General features: G+C 65.5%; 14 protein-coding genes. 10 read left to right on the top strand and 4 right to left on the bottom strand.

All coding sequences use genetic code 11. From position 1 onward, the window contains the following. Window positions 1-7: 7 nt before the first annotated feature. Window positions 8-1,009: a Bug family tripartite tricarboxylate transporter substrate binding protein gene (locus J2Y55_RS13120; protein ID WP_310153487.1), complete on the bottom strand. Its 1,002-nt coding sequence runs from the start codon at window positions 1,007-1,009 to the stop codon at window positions 8-10. A gap of 253 nt (window positions 1,010-1,262) precedes the next feature. On the opposite strand from J2Y55_RS13120, the gene J2Y55_RS13115 reads away from it, so the two are divergent. The 3 genes from J2Y55_RS13115 (at window position 1,263) to kdgD (ending at window position 4,259) form a co-directional block, all read left to right on the top strand. After that, on the top strand, window positions 1,263-2,255 hold the full coding sequence (locus tag J2Y55_RS13115; RefSeq protein ID WP_310153484.1) for a Bug family tripartite tricarboxylate transporter substrate binding protein: 993 nt from the start codon (window positions 1,263-1,265) through the stop codon (window positions 2,253-2,255). A gap of 51 nt (window positions 2,256-2,306) precedes the next feature. Beyond that, window positions 2,307-3,212: a LysR family transcriptional regulator gene (locus J2Y55_RS13110; RefSeq protein ID WP_310153481.1), complete on the top strand. Its 906-nt coding sequence runs from the start codon at window positions 2,307-2,309 to the stop codon at window positions 3,210-3,212. A 96-nt stretch (window positions 3,213-3,308) separates the two neighbouring features. Next, a complete protein-coding gene (kdgD, locus tag J2Y55_RS13105) occupies window positions 3,309-4,259 on the top strand; it encodes a 5-dehydro-4-deoxyglucarate dehydratase (RefSeq protein WP_310153478.1) in 951 nt (316 codons plus the stop codon). Window positions 4,260-4,374: 115 nt separating this feature from the next. Here the strand turns inward: kdgD and J2Y55_RS13100 are convergent, their stop codons facing one another. Both J2Y55_RS13100 and J2Y55_RS13095 read right to left on the bottom strand, forming a co-directional pair. After that, window positions 4,375-4,572 (bottom strand): hypothetical protein, encoded by a 198-nt coding sequence (locus J2Y55_RS13100; RefSeq protein ID WP_310153475.1) that lies wholly within the window; start codon window positions 4,570-4,572, stop codon window positions 4,375-4,377. A gap of 168 nt (window positions 4,573-4,740) precedes the next feature. Next, a complete protein-coding gene (locus tag J2Y55_RS13095) occupies window positions 4,741-5,745 on the bottom strand; it encodes a LacI family DNA-binding transcriptional regulator (RefSeq protein WP_310153473.1) in 1,005 nt (334 codons plus the stop codon). A 185-nt stretch (window positions 5,746-5,930) separates the two neighbouring features. Between J2Y55_RS13095 and J2Y55_RS13090 the strand changes: the two genes are divergently transcribed. The 7 genes from J2Y55_RS13090 to J2Y55_RS13060 all read left to right on the top strand — a co-directional run bounded on the left by J2Y55_RS13090 (window position 5,931) and on the right by J2Y55_RS13060 (window position 15,748). Beyond that, on the top strand, window positions 5,931-7,211 hold the full coding sequence (locus J2Y55_RS13090; RefSeq protein ID WP_310153470.1) for an ABC transporter substrate-binding protein: 1,281 nt from the start codon (window positions 5,931-5,933) through the stop codon (window positions 7,209-7,211). Between the two features lie 70 nt (window positions 7,212-7,281). Continuing rightward, window positions 7,282-8,223 carry a carbohydrate ABC transporter permease gene (locus J2Y55_RS13085; protein WP_310154341.1) on the top strand — a complete coding sequence of 314 codons (942 nt, stop codon included), beginning with the start codon at window positions 7,282-7,284 and terminating at the stop codon, window positions 8,221-8,223. Beyond that, on the top strand, window positions 8,220-9,272 hold the full coding sequence (locus J2Y55_RS13080) for a carbohydrate ABC transporter permease (RefSeq protein WP_310153466.1): 1,053 nt from the start codon (window positions 8,220-8,222) through the stop codon (window positions 9,270-9,272). The genes J2Y55_RS13085 and J2Y55_RS13080 overlap by 4 nt, the downstream gene beginning before the upstream one ends. Before the next feature lie 16 nt (window positions 9,273-9,288). Then, window positions 9,289-10,371 carry an ABC transporter ATP-binding protein gene (locus J2Y55_RS13075; protein ID WP_310153463.1) on the top strand — a complete coding sequence of 361 codons (1,083 nt, stop codon included), beginning with the start codon at window positions 9,289-9,291 and terminating at the stop codon, window positions 10,369-10,371. Between the two features lie 51 nt (window positions 10,372-10,422). After that, window positions 10,423-12,708 (top strand): glycoside hydrolase family 31 protein, encoded by a 2,286-nt coding sequence (locus tag J2Y55_RS13070; RefSeq protein WP_310153461.1) that lies wholly within the window; start codon window positions 10,423-10,425, stop codon window positions 12,706-12,708. Between the two features lie 119 nt (window positions 12,709-12,827). After that, a complete protein-coding gene (locus tag J2Y55_RS13065) occupies window positions 12,828-14,375 on the top strand; it encodes an ABC transporter substrate-binding protein (RefSeq protein WP_310153458.1) in 1,548 nt (515 codons plus the stop codon). Between the two features lie 29 nt (window positions 14,376-14,404). After that, complete coding sequence (locus tag J2Y55_RS13060) at window positions 14,405-15,748, top strand: MmgE/PrpD family protein (protein ID WP_310153455.1); 1,344 nt, start codon at window positions 14,405-14,407, stop codon at window positions 15,746-15,748. On the opposite strand, the gene J2Y55_RS13055 is transcribed toward J2Y55_RS13060, so the two are convergent. Continuing rightward, window positions 15,735-16,652 (bottom strand): LysR substrate-binding domain-containing protein, encoded by a 918-nt coding sequence (locus tag J2Y55_RS13055; protein WP_310153451.1) that lies wholly within the window; start codon window positions 16,650-16,652, stop codon window positions 15,735-15,737. The genes J2Y55_RS13060 and J2Y55_RS13055 overlap by 14 nt on opposite strands. Window positions 16,653-16,674 lie beyond the last annotated feature (22 nt).

Raw genomic sequence — 16,674 nt, 5'->3', positions numbered from 1 at the left:
CTCCAGCTCAGCTACCTTTGATGCCGGCTTCACGGATGATGCCGCCCCAGCGGGTGGTCGCATCCTTCAGCCAGGCGGAGAAATCGGCAGGCGAGCCGGCCCGGACGACGCCGCCCTGTTCGGCGATCCTGGCTTTGATGTCGGGCGTCTCGAGGATCTTGCCGATCTCCGCGTTGAGGCGCGCGATCATCGCGGGCGGGGTGCCGGCCGTGGTCAGGATGCCTTGCCAGGTGCCGGCGTCGCCGCCTGGCAGCCCGGCCTCCTTGAAGGTCGGCAGTCCCGCAACGCGCTCCTCGCCGGTGACGGCGAGGCCGACAAGCTGCTTGTTGGCGACGAAGGGCAGTGTCGCGGTCGAGCCGTTGATGATGACGCCGCTCTCGCCGGAGACCACGGCGCGCGAGGCCGCAGCCCCACCCTTATAGGGCACGTTCTTCCACTGGATGCCGAGCTCCTTCGCCATCGAGACGGCGGTAATGTGGTTGGCCGCGCCCACACCTGAATTTGCGACGGCGAGCTTGTTTGGATTGGCCTTGGCGTAGGCGATCAGCTCCTGCGCCGTCTTCGCCGGAATCGATTCATGCACTGCCAGGACATAAGGGCCGAACATCACCATCGAGACCGGCGCCAGATCCTTGTTGGGATCATAGGTCAGGTCGGAGAACAGGCTCGGCGCCGTCGCAAGCGAACCGACATCCATCAGCAGCAGGGTGTGGCCGTCGGGCGGTGCCTTGGCGACGGCGTCGGCGCCGAGATTGCCGGCGGCGCCGGGCTTGTTCTCGATCACCACGGTTTGGCCGATCGCGGCCGAGAGCTTGGGGCCGATCAGGCGCGCCAGGATGTCCGAGGTTCCGCCCGGCGCGAAGGGCACGATGAGGCGGACGGGGCGCTCGAATTTCTGGGCCACGGCCGGTTGGCTCGCGAATGCGACGCCGGCAAGAGCCGCGAGGGCCAGGCCTTTTGCAGCGATCGCGGACAGGCGGGAAGATGATCTGAATATGGCTCTGGACATGGACATGATTTCCTCCGGTGGGGTGCAGGCCGGCCCGGACCAGCCGGGCAGCGAGCGTGCAGGCAGTCTTGAGAGCTGCCTTGTCAGCCCGGAGGATAGGTCAGGCACGATGCGCCAATGAGTTAGATTGGCAATGGAACGATATCTTTTTTGGATCGCATGATAGCGCGAACGGACTTGCGAGCCCTTCGACCTCGCCTACTCTCGGGAACAGACGGCAAAAAAGCCGCGAGGCCTGTCCTGGGAGGGAATGATGAAGCGATCGATCACGCGCCGGACGGCGCTCAGCCTGGTTGGCGGCGCATTCGCCGCGCCCCTCATCGCACGTGGCGGCTGGGCGCAGGCCTATCCCACGAAACCCGTGACGGTGATCATCCCCTTCGGCGCCGGCGGCACCACCGATCTGATCGGGCGCATCATCTGCGAGAGGCTGTCGCAGCGCATGGGCAAGTCCTTCGTCATCGAGAACCGGGCCGGGGCCGGTGGCAACACCGGCGTCGCGGCTCTCGCCCATGCCGCGCCCGACGGCTACACGATCGGCATGACGACGGTGGCCACGCACGGCATCAATCCGAACCTCTTCAAGGACAAGCTGCCCTTCAAGGCGCTCGAGGATTTCGAGTTCCTGTCGCTGGCCTCCTCACAGCCGAATTTCATGTGCTGCCACCCCTCTCTGCCTGCGCAGAGCGTCGCGGAGTTCATCGCCTATCTGAAGGCCAATCCCGGCAAGGAGACATTCGCCTCCTCGGGGCTGGGCACCTCCATCCATCTCTGCGGCGAGCTGTTCATGCAGCTCGCGGGCGTGAAGATGCAGCACGTCACCTATCGATCCTCCGGCGCCTTGATGCAGGATGTCATCGCCGGCAACGTCAAGATCACCTTCGACAATTTCACCTCGCCCTATCCGCACTACAAGGCCGGCGCCGTGCGCGGGCTCGCCGTCACCACGACACAGCGCGCCAAGATCGCGCCCGAGATTCCGGCCCTCTCCGAGACGCTGCCGGGTTTCGACATCGCCTCCTGGAACGGCTTTCTTGCTCCGAAAGGAACGCCCAAGGAGATCTGCGACAGGCTCGTCGCCGAGCTGCAAGCCGTGCTGAAAGACCCCTCCGTGGCCTCGCGCTTCGAAGAGCTCGGCGCCGCGGCAACGCCTTCCAGTGGAGAAGAGGCCAGGGCGAAATCGACCGCCGAGATCGCCAAGTTCAGGGACATCATTGAAAAGGCCGGGATTAGCATCCAGAACTGACGCCGAGCCTCGCCCGGGATGCGGCATGGGCAGCCCTGGGAGAGGCGGAGCATGTTCGAGCTGAGCCAGCTGCGTTGCTTCGTCGCCGTCGCGGAGGAGCTGCATTTCGGCCGCGCCGCCGTGCGGCTGAACATGACGCAGCCGCCGCTCAGCCGCCAGATCCAGATCCTCGAGCGGGTGCTCGACGTCGTGCTGCTTGAGCGCAGCAACCGCACGGTGAAGCTGACGCCGGCGGGCCAGAGCTTCCTGGCCGAGGCGCGTCGCCTGCTCAAGCTCGCCGAGAGCGCGGCTCTGCTCGCAAAGCGCGTCGCCAACGGCAAGGCCGGCTCCATCAATATCGGCTTCACCGCGACCTCGGCTTATTCCTATGTGCCCGAACTCGTGGCGGCGTGCCGGCGCGAATTGCCCGATGTCGAGGTCTCGCTCAAGGAGATGGTCAGCGGCGATCAGCTCAAGCGGCTCGATTCCGGCGAGATCGACATCGGCCTGCTGCGCCCACCGATTCCGCGCAACGGCCTGCGGGCCTTCCGGGTCACAGCCGAGCCATTGATCGCGGCTGTGCCGGCGGGGCATGCACTGGCTCGCGCCGAGACGGTTGTGCTCGACGACCTCGTGCGCGAGCCCTTCATCATGTACGCGCCCTATGAGGCGCGCTATTTTCACGATCTCCTGGTCGAGCTGTTTTCCCGCACCGGACTGGTGCCGAACTATGTCCAGCATCTCGCTCAGATCCACTCGATCCTGGCCATGGTCCATTCCGGCGTCGGCGTCGCGCTCGTGCCGGAAACGGCAATGAACCTGCATTTCAGCGGCGTCGCGCTGCGCCGGATCGAATTGCCGCGGCAGCGGCCGGCCGAGCTCTTCTTCGTCAGCCGCGACGACAACGACAATCCGCTGCTGCCGATCATCGCCGCGTTGGCGAAGGGGCTCGCGCAAGATCTGCCAAGGACCGGCTGAACGATCCAATCAATGGATCGACCGATACAGTGATTGGTCTCCATCGGCATCGTTCTTGATCTACTCCTTCGTCTGATTTCAGCGAAGGACGCGACCATGAGCAAGATGACCCCGCAGGAGATGGCAAGGCATATCGGCAACGGCCTGCTGTCCTTTCCCGTCACGCCCTTCACGGTCGGCAATGTCTTCGACGAGGCGCGCTACCGCTCCAATCTCGACTGGCTCTGCGGCTACGATGTCGCCGGGCTGTTCGCGGCGGGCGGCACGGGCGAGTTCTTCTCGCTCTCTCCCGCCGAGGTCGTGAAGGTCGTGGCGACGGCTGTGGCCGAGACCAAGGGCCGGGTGCCGGTGCTTGCCGGCGTCGGCTATGGCACGCAGATCGCCACGGAACTCGCCGCCGGCGTTGAGCAGGCGGGCGCCGACGGCATCCTGCTGCTGCCGCCCTATCTCGTCTTCTCCGAGCAGGAGGGACTGGCTGCCCATATCGATGCGGTCTGCAAGGCGACGAAGCTCGGCGTCATCGTCTACAACCGCGACAACGCCATCGTCAGCGAGGAGACGCTGGCGAAGCTCTGCGAGCGCAATCCGAACCTGGTCGGCTACAAGGATGGCATCGGCGATATCGAGCTGATGACCCGCATCCATCTGCGCATGGGCGACCGACTGACCTATATCGGCGGCCTGCCCACGGCAGAAACCTTCGCGCTGCCTTATCTCGAAATGGGCGTCACCACCTATTCCTCGGCGGTGTTCAACTTCGTCCCGCATTTCTCGACCAAGTTCTATGCCGCCGTGCGCCGCCGCGACCGCGAAACCGTGCAGGCGGGCCTGCGCGACTTCATCCTGCCGCTGATCGCGATCCGCAATCGCAAGCGCGGCTATGCGGTCTCGATCATCAAGGCGGGCATGAAGGTGATCGGCCGCGATTCAGGCCCGGTGCGCAGCCCGCTGACAGATCTGAGCGAGAGCGAGACGGCGGAACTTGCAGCGCTCGTCGCTCGGCTCGACCAAGGCGAATTCGCGGCGCGCGAGCTCGCGGCCGCCTGATCGTCCTCCGCTATCGGTAGGCCCCACCGCCACGCTCCTTTGAGCGTGGCGGTGATGCGTTGCGACGGCTTCACCGCCCGAAGCGGAGAGGTGGAGCGGTATCTGCAGAGGCGCGCTATGTGCGCTCCTCTGCAGGCAGGGAGCTGAGCTCCAGCCAGTCGAGTTCCCCCTCGACGCGTCGATAGGCGTCGTCGCCGATGGTTCCGGCGTTGCGGAGCGTGTCGAGCGCATCGCGCGCCACGGCCACCACACGGCGTCGCCAATCATTCTCCGGCGTGTCGAGTGGGTCGTGTCCGCGCTGGGCGCGGTTCAACGCCTCGCCACACTCGATGGAGAGGCGCTGGGCGGCCGGCGAGGTCGCACTCCTTGCGTGCGCCTGCGAGGCCATCGCTGAAGGAAGGCGCTGCGGCGGGCACAACTGTTTCCGTGCCGGTTGCCGTGGGCGCCTGGTCCATCGATCCGGCGCGTGCTTCCCAGCCGATCAGAGCTCCAGGGAATGCGGCAACAGGATATCGTCCGGCATCGTGCCGCCCCAGAGCGCGGTGAGCTGCTCGACGACCTTTGCGCCGAAATCGGGGTAGGGGATATGGACCGAGGTCAGCCAGGGCGCGATCCAGGCGTTGAGCGGGTTGGCGTCGATGCCGATGAGGAGACAGGCTTCGGGGATGGCGACACCACGCTCGACGGCCAATCTGTAGGCGCCATAGGCCATCATGTCGCTGACGCAGAGCAGGCCTTTCGGCCAGCCCTCGGCGCTTGCCGAGACGAGGGCACGCGCCGCGTCATAGCCGACCTGAAGATGCGACAATCCAGGCGCCGAAGCGCGCCGGATACGTTCGGCCTCGACACCGCGCGCGATCAATCGCTCGACGAAACCGGCGACGCGCTCGGCCGTCGATGACGAGCCCTGCGCAGGAAAGATCACGGCTGGTTCGGTGATCGCGCGCGCCAGGCAATAATCGGCGGCGGCAGCGCCAGCGGCGTGGTTGTCGATGCCGACATAGGCGCCGCCCTCGGGATTGCGGCGACTGACGAAGACGATCGGCTCGCCGCGTGCGAGCGCCTCGCTGAGCGCCGGGCTCGTGACGGCGCTCACCAGGACATAGCCCTGCACGCGCTGCGAGCGCATGGCCTGCAGATATTCGTCCTGCAGATCGGCGCGGTCATGCGTGTCGCACAGGATCATGACATAGCCGGCCGCACGCAGCGCCGCCTCCGTCGAAACCGCGATGGCCGCCATGGCCGGGTTGTCGAGATTGGGGGCGAGCATCGCGATGACGCGGCTCTGGCGCCGACGCAGCGCACGCCCGACATGGTTGGGCTGGTAGCCAAGCGCGACGACCGCAGCCTGCACGCGCATCACCGTCTGAGCCGAGGCCCGCCGTGTCTCGCCATTCACGATCCGCGAGACGGTGGCGACCGAAACCCCTGCCTCGGCGGCAACCGTCGCAAGCGAAACCTGGGCGGCAGAAACGGGTCTTTGCATCGGCTCCAATCGATTCTCATGCCGGCGAGATGCGCCGAAACGAGCATGTGCCAGTCTCACGCTATCATCGAGACCTGCCTTTCAATGCCTCGTCACGCCGCCGTTGACAAGTTAGGCAAACGTTTGCCTAATAGCCGCAAGGCATCCAGCTGAGATGCCAGGAACGATCCCGGGATGGAACGCAGATGACAATGAGAGCGTGGGTTTCGGCCTTGGCCGTCGTGACAGGGCTTCTGGTGGTCGATGTCGCTCAGGCGCAGACCACCGTGCGCATGAGCTGGTATTCCGACGGCAATGAAGGCGAGGTCGTTGCCGATCTCCTCAAGCGCTTCGAGGCCCAGAACAAGGACATCAAGATCGTCCTCGATCAGGTGCCCTACAAGGCGATCAACGAGAATCTGCCGGTCCAGCTCGCCTCGGGGCAGGGGCCGGACATCGCCCGCGTCGTCGATCTCGGCGGCATCGCCCGCTATGCGCTCGACCTGCGGCCCTATCTGAAGGACGCCGCTTATTGGGACACCAATTTCGGCCCGTTCCTGGAGTGGATGCGTCCGCAGGGCGACACCAACTCCATTCCCGGCTTCATGACGCAGCTCACCGTCACCGGACCGTTCGTCAACAAGACATTGTTTGAGCAGGCCGGCATCGCGATGCCCGGTGCCAAGGCGACATGGGAAGACTGGGCCAAGGCGACGAAGGATGTCGCCGCCAAGGTGCAGGCGCCGTTCCCCATCGCCATGGACCGTTCGGGCCACCGCTTCTTCGGTCTGGCGATCTCGGAAGGCGCAAAGCTGTTCGACGCCAAGGGCGAGCCCGCGGTGATCGATGACGGGCTCAAGCGCGCGGCGCAGCTCGTCTATGACTGGCACAAGAGCGGCGTGATGGCCAAGGAGCTTTGGGGCTCGGTCTCGGGGGCGGCCTATCGCGGCGCCAATGACGAGTTCAAGAATGCCCAGGTCGTGATGTACATGTCCGGCTCCTGGCAGATTGCCCAGTTCGACAAGACGGTCGGCAATGCTTTCGATTGGGTCGCGGTGCCGACGCCATGCGGCCCCGCCGGATGCACGGCGATGCCGGGCGGCGCCGGGCTGGTCGCCATCAAGACGACGAAGAACCCCGCAGCCGTCGCCAGGGTGATGGAATATCTCGCCAGCGAACCGGTGCTGAGCGAGTTCTACAGCCGCTCGCTCTTCGTTCCCGGCCATATCGGCATCGCGGCGAAGGGGCTCGACTACAAGGATGCGAGCCCACTGGCGAAGGCCTCGCTCAAGGTCTTTTCCGACCAGGTCGCGGGCCTGTCGCCGGTTGCCTACAAGCTGCAGGGCTATGCCAATAACCGCATCATCTTCAATGCGGTGATCAGCCGTGTCGGCCAGGCGATCTCGGGCGAAACCACGCTGGACGAGGCCTATAAGCGGATCGCCTCCGATGTCGAGCAGCAGATCGCCGAGCGCAACAAGAAGTAATCCGGTGACGCCTCCGCTTTCCCTCCGCCGCAGCACCGCACGCTGGCTCGGCCTGTTCGTTGCGGTGCTGATGCGGCTGATCGATTGGCCGATGCGGGGGCTGCAGAGGCTGCTTGGCGAGCGCCGGATGGCCTATGTTTTCCTGCTGCCGAACCTGGTGTTCTTCTCGCTCTTCGTCTTCCTGCCGCTCATCATCAATGTCGTCTTCTCGATGACGGGCGGGGCGGCCCTGTTCCCGTCGGAGCGGCCCTATGTCGGGGGCGGGCAGTACGCCTATCTCTTCGACTGCGACAGCTTCCTCGATCCCGGCTCGTGCCGCGAGGACCATTTCTGGCGCGGCGTCGCCAATACGCTGCGCTTCACGACGTTCCAGGTCGTCGCCATGGTGCTGTTCTCGCTGGTCACCGCGGTGGTGCTCAACATGCGCATCCGCGGCCGCGGCTTCTTTCGCGCCGTCTATTTCTTCCCGGTCCTGCTCTCGCCCGTCGTGGTGGCGCTGATCTGGAAGTGGATCCTGCAGCGTGACGGCTTGCTCAATGCCGGCCTGACCGCGCTCGGCGGCCAGAAGATCCTGTTCTTCATCGATCCCGGCTGGGCGATGTTCTGGGCGGTCTTCGTCTCGATCTGGGCCCATATGGGCTTCTACACGCTGATCCTGCTTGCCGGCCTCCAGGCGATTCCCGCCGATCTCTACGAGGCGGCGGAAATGGATGCGACGCCGCGCTGGCGCGCCTTCTGGCGCATCACCTTGCCGCTGCTCTGGCCCAATCTCGTCGTCGTCATCGTGCTGGCGCTGATCCGCGGCGTGCAGACCTTCGACGAGGTCTTCGTGCTGACGGGAGGCGGGCCCGGCACGGCGACGCTGATGGTCGTGCAGTACATCTATGAGACGGCCTTCTCCAATCAGGTGCAGAATTTCGGGTTGGCTGCGGCAGCCTCGGTGGTGCTCGGCATCCTGCTGTTCGGGCTGACGCTGGCGCAATTGGCGGCGAGCCGCAGGAGGTCGGCATGAATCGTATCGCGCGCCTCCTGCAGATCCGGCGCAAATCCGGGCGCTGGCATTGGACCGATATCGCCGCCTATAGCTATCTGGCGCTCGGCGTCGTGCTGATGTTCGGGCCCGTGCTCTGGCTCGTGCTGTCCTCCTTCAAGACGCAGGCCGGCCTGCTGGAATTCCCACCCTCGCTGCTGCCGATGTCGCAGCGCGAGGTCATGGTACAGGGCTTTCCGCAGCCTTTGCCGCTCTTCAGCGCGACGCTCGATGACGGCTCGACCCGGATTCTGGCCCAGGTCCGGCGCATCGGCATCGTCGCGCAGATGGTCGATCCGGAGAGCCCGGCCCAACAGTTCCGGATACCGATCGACAAGCGCACACCGGTGCGCGAATTCAAGCTGGCGACGGAGAACTATACCGAGCCGCTCGAACGCTTCGCCTTCGCGCGCTTCCTCGGCAATTCGGTCTTCGTCACGGTGGTGGCGACGCTGATCACACTGCTGATCAACTCGATGGCCGCCTATGCCCTCTCGATCTACGAGTTCAAGGGCAAGAACGCCGCGATGCTGATGGTGGTCGGCACGCTGATGATCCCGATCACCATCATCCTGGTGCCGGTCTATCTGGTGATCACCGAACTCGGCCTGGTCAATTCGCTCTGGGCCGTGATCCTGCCGGGCGCTGCGACACCGACCGGCGTCTTCCTGCTGCGTCAATACATGCTGACCTTGCCGCGCGACCTGATCGAAGCCGCGCGCATGGACAAGGCCTCGGAGTGGCAGATCTATTGGCGCATCGTGATGCCGCTCGCCATGCCGGCGCTCGCCGTGCTCGCGATCTTCTCGATCATGTGGCGCTGGAACGAGTTCCTCTGGCCGCTCGCGGTCTTGACCAAGACTGAGGTCCATACGCTGCAGATCGGCCTCAACGCCTTCCAGGGCGAGCTGCAGACGCAATGGCACTATTTGCTCGCCATGACGGTGGCGACGCTGGCGCCTGTCGCGCTCGTCTTCGTCTTCCTGCAGCGCTTCATCACCACCGGCATCGCCAATACGGGAATGAAATGACCAGAACAGGTTCTCCATGGCTGAACTGACGCTCAGCGGCATCACCAAATCCTTCGGCGCGACCACCGTGATCCATGCCGTCGACCTGCATGTCGGCGATGGCGAATTCGTTGTCTTCGTCGGCCCGTCCGGCTGCGGCAAGTCGACCTTGCTGCGCATCATCGCCGGGCTGGAGGAGGTCACCACGGGCTCGATCGCAATCGATGGCTCCGACGTCACCGGGCGACCGGCCTCCGAGCGCGGGCTTGCGATGGTGTTCCAATCCTATGCGCTCTATCCGCATATGAGCGTCTACAAGAACATGGCCTTCGCGCTCGAAAACATGGGCCTGAAGGCGCCCGAGATCGACGCCAGGGTGCGCCGCGCCGCGACCATGCTGCGCCTCACCGACTATCTCGAGCGCAAGCCCAAGGCGCTCTCGGGCGGGCAGCGCCAGCGCGTCGCCATCGGCCGCGCCATCGTGCGCGATCCCAAAATCTTCCTGTTCGACGAGCCCTTGTCGAATCTCGACGCCGAATTGCGCGTCGCCACGCGCAAGGAGCTCGCCGGGCTGCATGCCGAACTCGGCGGCACGATGATCTATGTCACGCATGATCAGGTTGAGGCGATGACGCTGGCCGACCGTATCGTGGTGCTCCAAAGCGGGCGCATCGAGCAGATCGGCACCCCGCTCGAGCTCTACAACAGACCCGACAACCTCTTCGTCGCAGGCTTCATCGGCTCGCCGCGCATGAACCTGCTGCCGGCGCGCGCCGCGGGGCAGGGAGCCGTCGCGGTGGGCGAAGCGGGGCAAGTGGTGGAGCTGGGCCGTGAAACCGCGCTCACGGCTGGAACCTCCGTAACCCTGGGCATCAGGCCGGAGCACATCGCTCTTGCCGGGGAAGGCGAGGCGGGTCTCGCCATGACGGTCGACCTCGTCGAACGGCTTGGCGGGGAGAGCTATCTCTACGGCTCCGCTCCCGGGCTGCCGCAGATCACCGTGCGGCTGGACGGGCAGACGAGCCATGGTCGCGGCGACCACGTCGCCCTGCGTTTCCAGCCGGCGCATCTGCATCTGTTCGACGCGGCCGGCAAGGCCCTGCGGCCCGACCGCGCCTGAACGCCGCCACGCAAACCTTCATTCTCTTATCTGTCCTGCTGGAGCCCCGTGATGAAAGCCCTGACGCAAGGCCGCTATATCGGCCGCGATGGCGAAGCCGCCCTGTTCGATGTCGGGCTCGGCAACACCATCGCCGTTCGCATTCTCGAAGGCGATATCGGCCGGGTCACATTGAAGCCGCAGGACGGCTATCGGCTCGACCGCGGCTGGTCGATCGCACCCGGCGGGCTGGAGCCGTCCTATGAAGGGCGTCAACGCGACGATCTGTCGGGCTTCGCGAATCCGAAGGCCAGCGTCACGGAGAGTACGGGCAGGGTGGTGCTGTCAGTCGGCGGCCTTTCCGCCGAGATCACGCTCGAACCCTTCGGCATCGCCTGGCGCCGCAAGGGCGAGGAGGCCCCGTTCCTGCGCGACCGGCCGACCCAGGCCTATCTCGCCTCACCTCGCACCGGCGCCGTCGCGCATCATATGGCGCGCGATTATCACGAGCGGCATTACGGCCTCGGCGACAAGGCAGGGCCGCTCGACCGCACCGGCCGGCGCTTCGCCATCGATGCCGTCGACCCTTGCGGCTTCGACGCCGAGCTCAGCGACCCCCTCTACAAGATGCTGCCCTTCTTCATCGTCGACGGTCCGCAGGGCGCCCATGGCGTGTTCTACGACAATCTCGCCACCGGTTCGGTCGATCTCGGCTGCACGCTCGACAATTATCACGGCCTGTTCCGCTCCTGGCGCGGCGACGATGGCGACCTCGACTATTACGTCCTGGCTGGCCCGACCGTGCCGGCCGTGACGCGCCGCTTCTCCTGGCTCACCGGCGGGCAGGCCTTTGCGCCGCGCTGGTCCTTCGGCTTCGGCGTGACGTCCATGGCGATCGCCGATGCACCTGATGCCGATGCCCGCATCAGCGATTTCATCGGCAAATGCGAAACGCACCGCATTCCCTGCGACAGCTTCCATTTCGGCTCGGGCTACACGCAGATCGGCCATCGCCGCTACGCCTTCAATTGGAACCGCGACAAGTTCCCCGATCCCGCCGCGACGATGGCGCGGCTGAAACAGGCGGGCCTGCAACCGGTCGCCAATCTGAAGCCCTGCCTGCTTGACGACCATCCACGGCTGCAGGAGGCGCTGGACCAGGGCATCCTGGTGAAGGACGGCAAGACCGGGGAGCCGGCGGTCGCGCAGTTCTGGGATGGCCTCGGCTTCCACATCGACTTCACCAATCCCGCTGGCCGTGCCTGGTGGCGCAGCGGCATCGAGACCGCGCTGCTCGACTACGGTTTCACCACCGTCTGGAACGACAATAACGAATACGAGATCTGGGATGAGGACGCGCTCTGCCATGGCGACGGCCGCCCATTCCGGCAGGCCCTGGCGCGCCCGGCCCATGCTCTGCTGATGACCAAGCTTTCCTATGAGGCGCAAGCCGCGCGCGCGCCTGGCAAGCGGCAATATGCGGTGACGCGCGGCGGCGGCGCCGGTATTGCGCGCTACAGCCAGACCTGGTCCGGCGACAACGAGACCGCCTGGAAGACGCTGCGCTACAACCTCACCCAAGGGCTCAATATGAGCCTGTCTGGCATGTTCAGCATTGGCCATGATGTCGGCGGCTTCCACGGGCCGACGCCCGGTCCCGAGCTCTTCGTGCGCTTCAACGAGTTCTGCGCGCTCTGGCCGCGCATGGTGATGAACTCCTGGAACGATGACGGCGTCGTCAACCTGCCCTGGATGTATCCGCAGGTGGTCCCGCAGGTGCGCGAGGCGATCGGCCTGCGCTACCGGCTGATGCCTTATCTCTATACCCAGATGTGGCGCGCCAGCCGCGACAATGAGCCCGCCGTGCGCCCGCTCTTCTACGATTTCCCCGACGATCCGGCGGTGCGTGGCATCGATGACGCCTTCATGCTCGGCCCTGACATCCTGGTCGCGCCGGTGCTGGAGGAAGGCGCGACACGGCGCGAGGTCAGCCTGCCCAGCCATCCCGGCGGCTGGTATGACTGGCATGACGGCCGGCATTATCCCGGCGGCGGCGTGGTCAGCGTCGAAGCACCGCTTGGGCGCCTGCCGCTCTTCATCCGTGCCGGAGCCATCATCCCGGTCGGCGATGCGGCGGGAGTGAGCCCGGTGCGGGAGCTGCTTGCCTTCGGCGCGGATAAGGATGCACGCGGCGAGCTCTACGAGGATGATGGCGAGACCACCGGCTGGCGCGACGGCGGCGGCCTGCTCAGGAGCTTCTCGATCAAGGACGGCGTTCTCTCGGTCCGCAGCGAGGGGCAGTATCGCCCCGGCCTCGACACGATCCCGGTCCGGAGCATGGGCAAGGTACAGCCTTAGGCTGCTTGCCCCGCTGCTATAACCCTGCGGAATAATCCATCCCCGATTTCGACTTGGACAGCTTGGGATAGTCGCCCCCACTATTCCGTCCAAATAACGGAAAACCAGGGGATCGAACGATGAAGCCGTCTGTTTTGGGGCTCGCGAGCCTGATATGGCTCGCCTGCCTGCCGGTCGCGGGCTCGGCCCAGGAGAGCTTGCTGCGTGTCGCCGGCGATGGTGATGTCTCGACGCTCGACGCCCATCGCGCCAGCGCCACCAGCGACAAGACGCTGGTCGGCTGGATCTATAACGGCCTCGTCCGTTTCAAGCCGGGCAGCGCCGATCCCAAGGACCTCGAACCCGATCTCGCCGAACGCTGGGATACCTCCGCCGACGGAAAAACCTGGACCTTCCACCTGCGCCAGGGTGTGAAGTTCCAGGGCGACTGGGGCACACTCAGCGCCGACGACGTCGTCTATTCCTTGCAACGCTCGGCCGACCCCAAGCGCTCGACCTTTTCCTCGGATTTCTCGGCAGTCGAGAAGGTGGAGAAGGTCGACGATCTCACTGTTCGCATCACGCTGAAATATGCCGATGTCAATTTCCTCGGCCGCGTCTCCAACTATCACGGCGGCAACATCGTCAGCCGCAAGGCGGCGGAGGAGCTGGGCGACAAATTCGGCACTAAGCCCGTCGGCACCGGCCCCTTCGCCTTCGTCGAGCAGGTGACGCAGCAATATGTGAAGCTCACCGCTCATCCCGGCTATTTCCGCGGCAAGCCGAAGATCGACACGATCATGGTGCGCGTGATCCCTTCCGACAGCGCCCGCGAACTTGCCTTCACCTCCGGCGAAATCGACCTGATGTATGGCAAGCGCGAGCAGCGCTGGGTCGATGCCGCCCGCCGCCGGCCCGGCTTCAACGTCGAGATCTTCCGGCCCGGCGAGTACCGGCTCCTGCACATCAACCAGAGCATGCCGCCGCTCGACGATATCCGCGTACGCCGCGCCATCGCGGCCGCGATCAATGTCGACGACCTCGTGCGTTATGTCGGCAAGGATGTCGGTCCCAAGGGCTGTTCCGTCGTCCCGCCGGGCTATCTTGGGGAGGATTGCTCGGTGCGCTACAACTTCGATCTCGCCAAGGCTAAGGCGCTGCTGGCCGAGGCCGGCCACAAGGACGGCATCACGATCAAGGCCATCGTCTCCAATATCTCGGCGCAGCAGCCCTTCATGGAGATCATGCAGGCGCAGCTCGCCAAGGCCGGGATCAAGCTCGAGATGCAGGTCGTCGACCACCCGACCTATCAGAGCCAGACCCGCAAGGATCTGAGCGCTCTGGTCTTCTACGGCGCGGCGCGCTTCCCCATAGCCGACACCTATCTCAGCGAGTTCTTCCATTCGCGCGCCACCGTGGGCACGCCGACCGCGGCGACGAATTTCTCGCATTGCGCAGTCGCAGACAAGGAGATCGAACAGGCTCGTACCGCGCCCGACGCCGAAGCCCAGAAGGCTCTCTGGAAGGAGGCGCAGCAGAAGATCATGGACAATGTCTGCGCCATCCCCCTGTTCGAACTGCGTCAGGTCTGGGCTCGCAGCGACCGGCTCGATTTCGGCTACGAGCTGAAGGGGGCGCTGAACCTCGCGCCGCCGATCACCGAGGCCACGACGCTGAAGCCGCGCTGAGGGCAGCAGTGACGGATAGGGCACTCGCCATGGCGACATCGCGCCAACTCGCGGACTACGTCGCTGCTGCCAGCGGGCAGGGGCTGACGGATGATCTGCGCGAGGCCGCCAGCCGCTGCGTCCTCGACCTCGTCATTGCCGCCGCTGCCGGAATCGCAGCACCCGGACCGCGAGCGGTTCGCCAGGTGGCGCGGATGACGATGGCGGGCGGGGCGCTGCCGGTCTGGTTCTCCGGGCAGACAGCCGGCCTCGCCGCAGCTGTCTGGTGCAATGCCTCCGCCGCGGCCGCTCTCGATCTCGATGACGGCCACCGCTTGGCGCGCGGCCATCCCGGCGCGGCCGTCATCCCGGCGGCCTTGGCCGCCGCGCAGGAGGAGGGCTCGTCAACGGAGGACCTGCTGCAGGCGATCGTCATCGGCTACGAGGTCGGCGTCGCAGTCGGGGCCGCGCGGCGCTTCTATGCCAATACCGGCATGTGGTCGGGCTATGGCGTGGTTGCGGCGCTCGGATGTCTCAGGCGCACGCCCCCGGAACAACTGGCCCATGCCTTCGCCGTCGCCGGCATGAGCGCTCCCAACCAGCTCCATGCCGGAGCCGGGCCGGCCTTTCGCGCGCAGGAAGGCAGCGACGTCAAGGAAGGCGTACCCTGGTCGAGCCTGACGGCGGTCCATGCGCTCCTGCTCGCCGAGGTCGGTCATACCGGGCCGCTCGGCTTGCTCGACAATGAGGAGCATTTCCGCCTGGAGGGGCTGGCCGATAGCCTTGGCGGGCAGGGCTATGTCGCCCGCACCTACATGAAGTTCCATGCCTGCTGCCGGCATGTCCATGCGCCGGTCGAAGCGTTGCTGGGCGTGCTCGCCCGGCACAATATCGACCCGCGAGCAATCGAAGGGATCGAGGTCGCGACCTATAGCGGCGCCCTGCGCCTCGCCAACCGGCCACGTCCCCAGGGCTTCACCGATATCCAGTTCTCGATTCCCTATTGCCTCGGCCTGGTCGCGATAGATGGACCGGGCGCCTTGCTGCCGCTGACGAAAGCCGCCCTCGACCGATCCGACGTCGTCGCTCTCGCAGCGAAGGTCTCGCTGCGCCTCGATCCCGAGCTCGACGCCCGTTTTCCGGCCGAGACGCTGTCGCGTGTTGCGATCCGCGTCGGCCGGCGCGAATTCGTCTCGCCCGTCACCGCACCGCGCGGCGAGGCATCCGCGCCGCCGTCATGGCTCGATCTCGAAGACAAGCTCCGGAAAGCCAGCCGCTTCGTCGCGACGCCCGCGCAGCAGGATCGGTTGCTCGCCGCCTCCAGCCAGCTGCGAGCTGGCGACCACGCTCCGCTGCTGGATGCCTTCGCGACGATCAGGCTCAGCCTGGAGTGAGGATCGTTCGTGAAATCTCGGCCGCGGCTTCCCGCGCACCGTCCAGGAAGGCGTCGACGAGCCGGGCATTGCGGCTGTCACGGATGCGGCAGAGCTGGAAGTCGAGCTGAACGGCCGGCTCGAAGCCTCGTATCGCCACCTTGCCGCGCAACCCCCCGACGGCCGATGGGTGAACCAAGGATACTCCCATGCCGGCGGCCACGAACTCGCATAGCGTCGGCGAAATGCTCACGACCATGACGATCTCGGGGGCTACTCCGTGAGCGTCGAAAACCTGCCCGATGCGCCGGCTCGTAAAACTCTCCGGATCGAATGAGATGAAGGCGGTTCCGTCGAGATCATGGGGGGTGATTACGCTCTTTTCCGTCAGCGGATGGTCCAGCGGCAGGATGCAGACGAGTGGATGCGCCATCAACGGCTCGGAGACGATGTATGGATTGTCGATCGGTGAGACAGTGAATCCGACGTCGAGCTTTCGGGTCACGAGCCCGTCGGCGATCCATTGTGAGCTGCGCGACTGCACCGAGCAGAACACGCCCGGCTGGCGGGCGAGAAAGCGCGTGGTCGCCTCCCTTATGAAGGCGCCCGACAGCGCCGGCATGACGCCGATCAGCAGGCGGCTCTGCTCGTCGCGACGGATCGCCTCGACGGCATTCTCGACCTGGCGCACGCCGGCGAAGATCCGGTCGATCTCCTCGTAGAGCCGCATCCCGCGCCGGGTCAGCACGAGCCGTCCCTTGACGCGGTCGAACAGCTGTAGAGCCGTATCCTCCTCCAGATGGGCGATCAGCTTGCTCATGGCCGGCTGCGAGATGTTCATCATCTCGGCCGCGCGGCTGACCGTGCCGTATTCGATCACCGCCTTGAAGGCCTCGACCTGCCGAAGATTGAGTCGTCGCGCCATTGCATAACCCTGGAGAATAGCA

This window comes from Allobosea sp. BE125 (assembly GCF_031456075.1).
In the GTDB taxonomy this organism is placed as follows: domain Bacteria; phylum Pseudomonadota; class Alphaproteobacteria; order Rhizobiales; family Beijerinckiaceae; genus Allobosea.
The sequence above is the reverse complement of the archived record's forward strand: the minus strand, read 5'-3'. Positions and strand labels throughout refer to the sequence as shown.

Bases quoted from the DNA above. Each gene is read 5' to 3' on its own strand.
- J2Y55_RS13120 (WP_310153487.1), bottom strand. From the start codon at position 1,009: ATGTCCAGAGCCATATTCAGATCATCTTCCCGCCTGTCCGCGATCGCT.
- J2Y55_RS13115 (WP_310153484.1), top strand. From the start codon at position 1,263: ATGAAGCGATCGATCACGCGCCGGACGGCGCTCAGCCTGGTTGGCGGC.
- J2Y55_RS13090 (WP_310153470.1), top strand. From the start codon at position 5,931: ATGACAATGAGAGCGTGGGTTTCGGCCTTGGCCGTCGTGACAGGGCTT.
- J2Y55_RS13110 (WP_310153481.1), top strand. From the start codon at position 2,307: ATGTTCGAGCTGAGCCAGCTGCGTTGCTTCGTCGCCGTCGCGGAGGAG.
- J2Y55_RS13060 (WP_310153455.1), top strand. From the start codon at position 14,405: ATGGCGACATCGCGCCAACTCGCGGACTACGTCGCTGCTGCCAGCGGG.
- J2Y55_RS13085 (WP_310154341.1), top strand. From the start codon at position 7,282: ATGCGGCTGATCGATTGGCCGATGCGGGGGCTGCAGAGGCTGCTTGGC.
- J2Y55_RS13075 (WP_310153463.1), top strand. From the start codon at position 9,289: ATGGCTGAACTGACGCTCAGCGGCATCACCAAATCCTTCGGCGCGACC.
- J2Y55_RS13055 (WP_310153451.1), bottom strand. From the start codon at position 16,652: ATGGCGCGACGACTCAATCTTCGGCAGGTCGAGGCCTTCAAGGCGGTG.
- J2Y55_RS13070 (WP_310153461.1), top strand. From the start codon at position 10,423: ATGAAAGCCCTGACGCAAGGCCGCTATATCGGCCGCGATGGCGAAGCC.
- J2Y55_RS13080 (WP_310153466.1), top strand. From the start codon at position 8,220: ATGAATCGTATCGCGCGCCTCCTGCAGATCCGGCGCAAATCCGGGCGC.
- J2Y55_RS13065 (WP_310153458.1), top strand. From the start codon at position 12,828: ATGAAGCCGTCTGTTTTGGGGCTCGCGAGCCTGATATGGCTCGCCTGC.
- kdgD (WP_310153478.1), top strand. From the start codon at position 3,309: ATGAGCAAGATGACCCCGCAGGAGATGGCAAGGCATATCGGCAACGGC.
- J2Y55_RS13095 (WP_310153473.1), bottom strand. From the start codon at position 5,745: ATGCAAAGACCCGTTTCTGCCGCCCAGGTTTCGCTTGCGACGGTTGCC.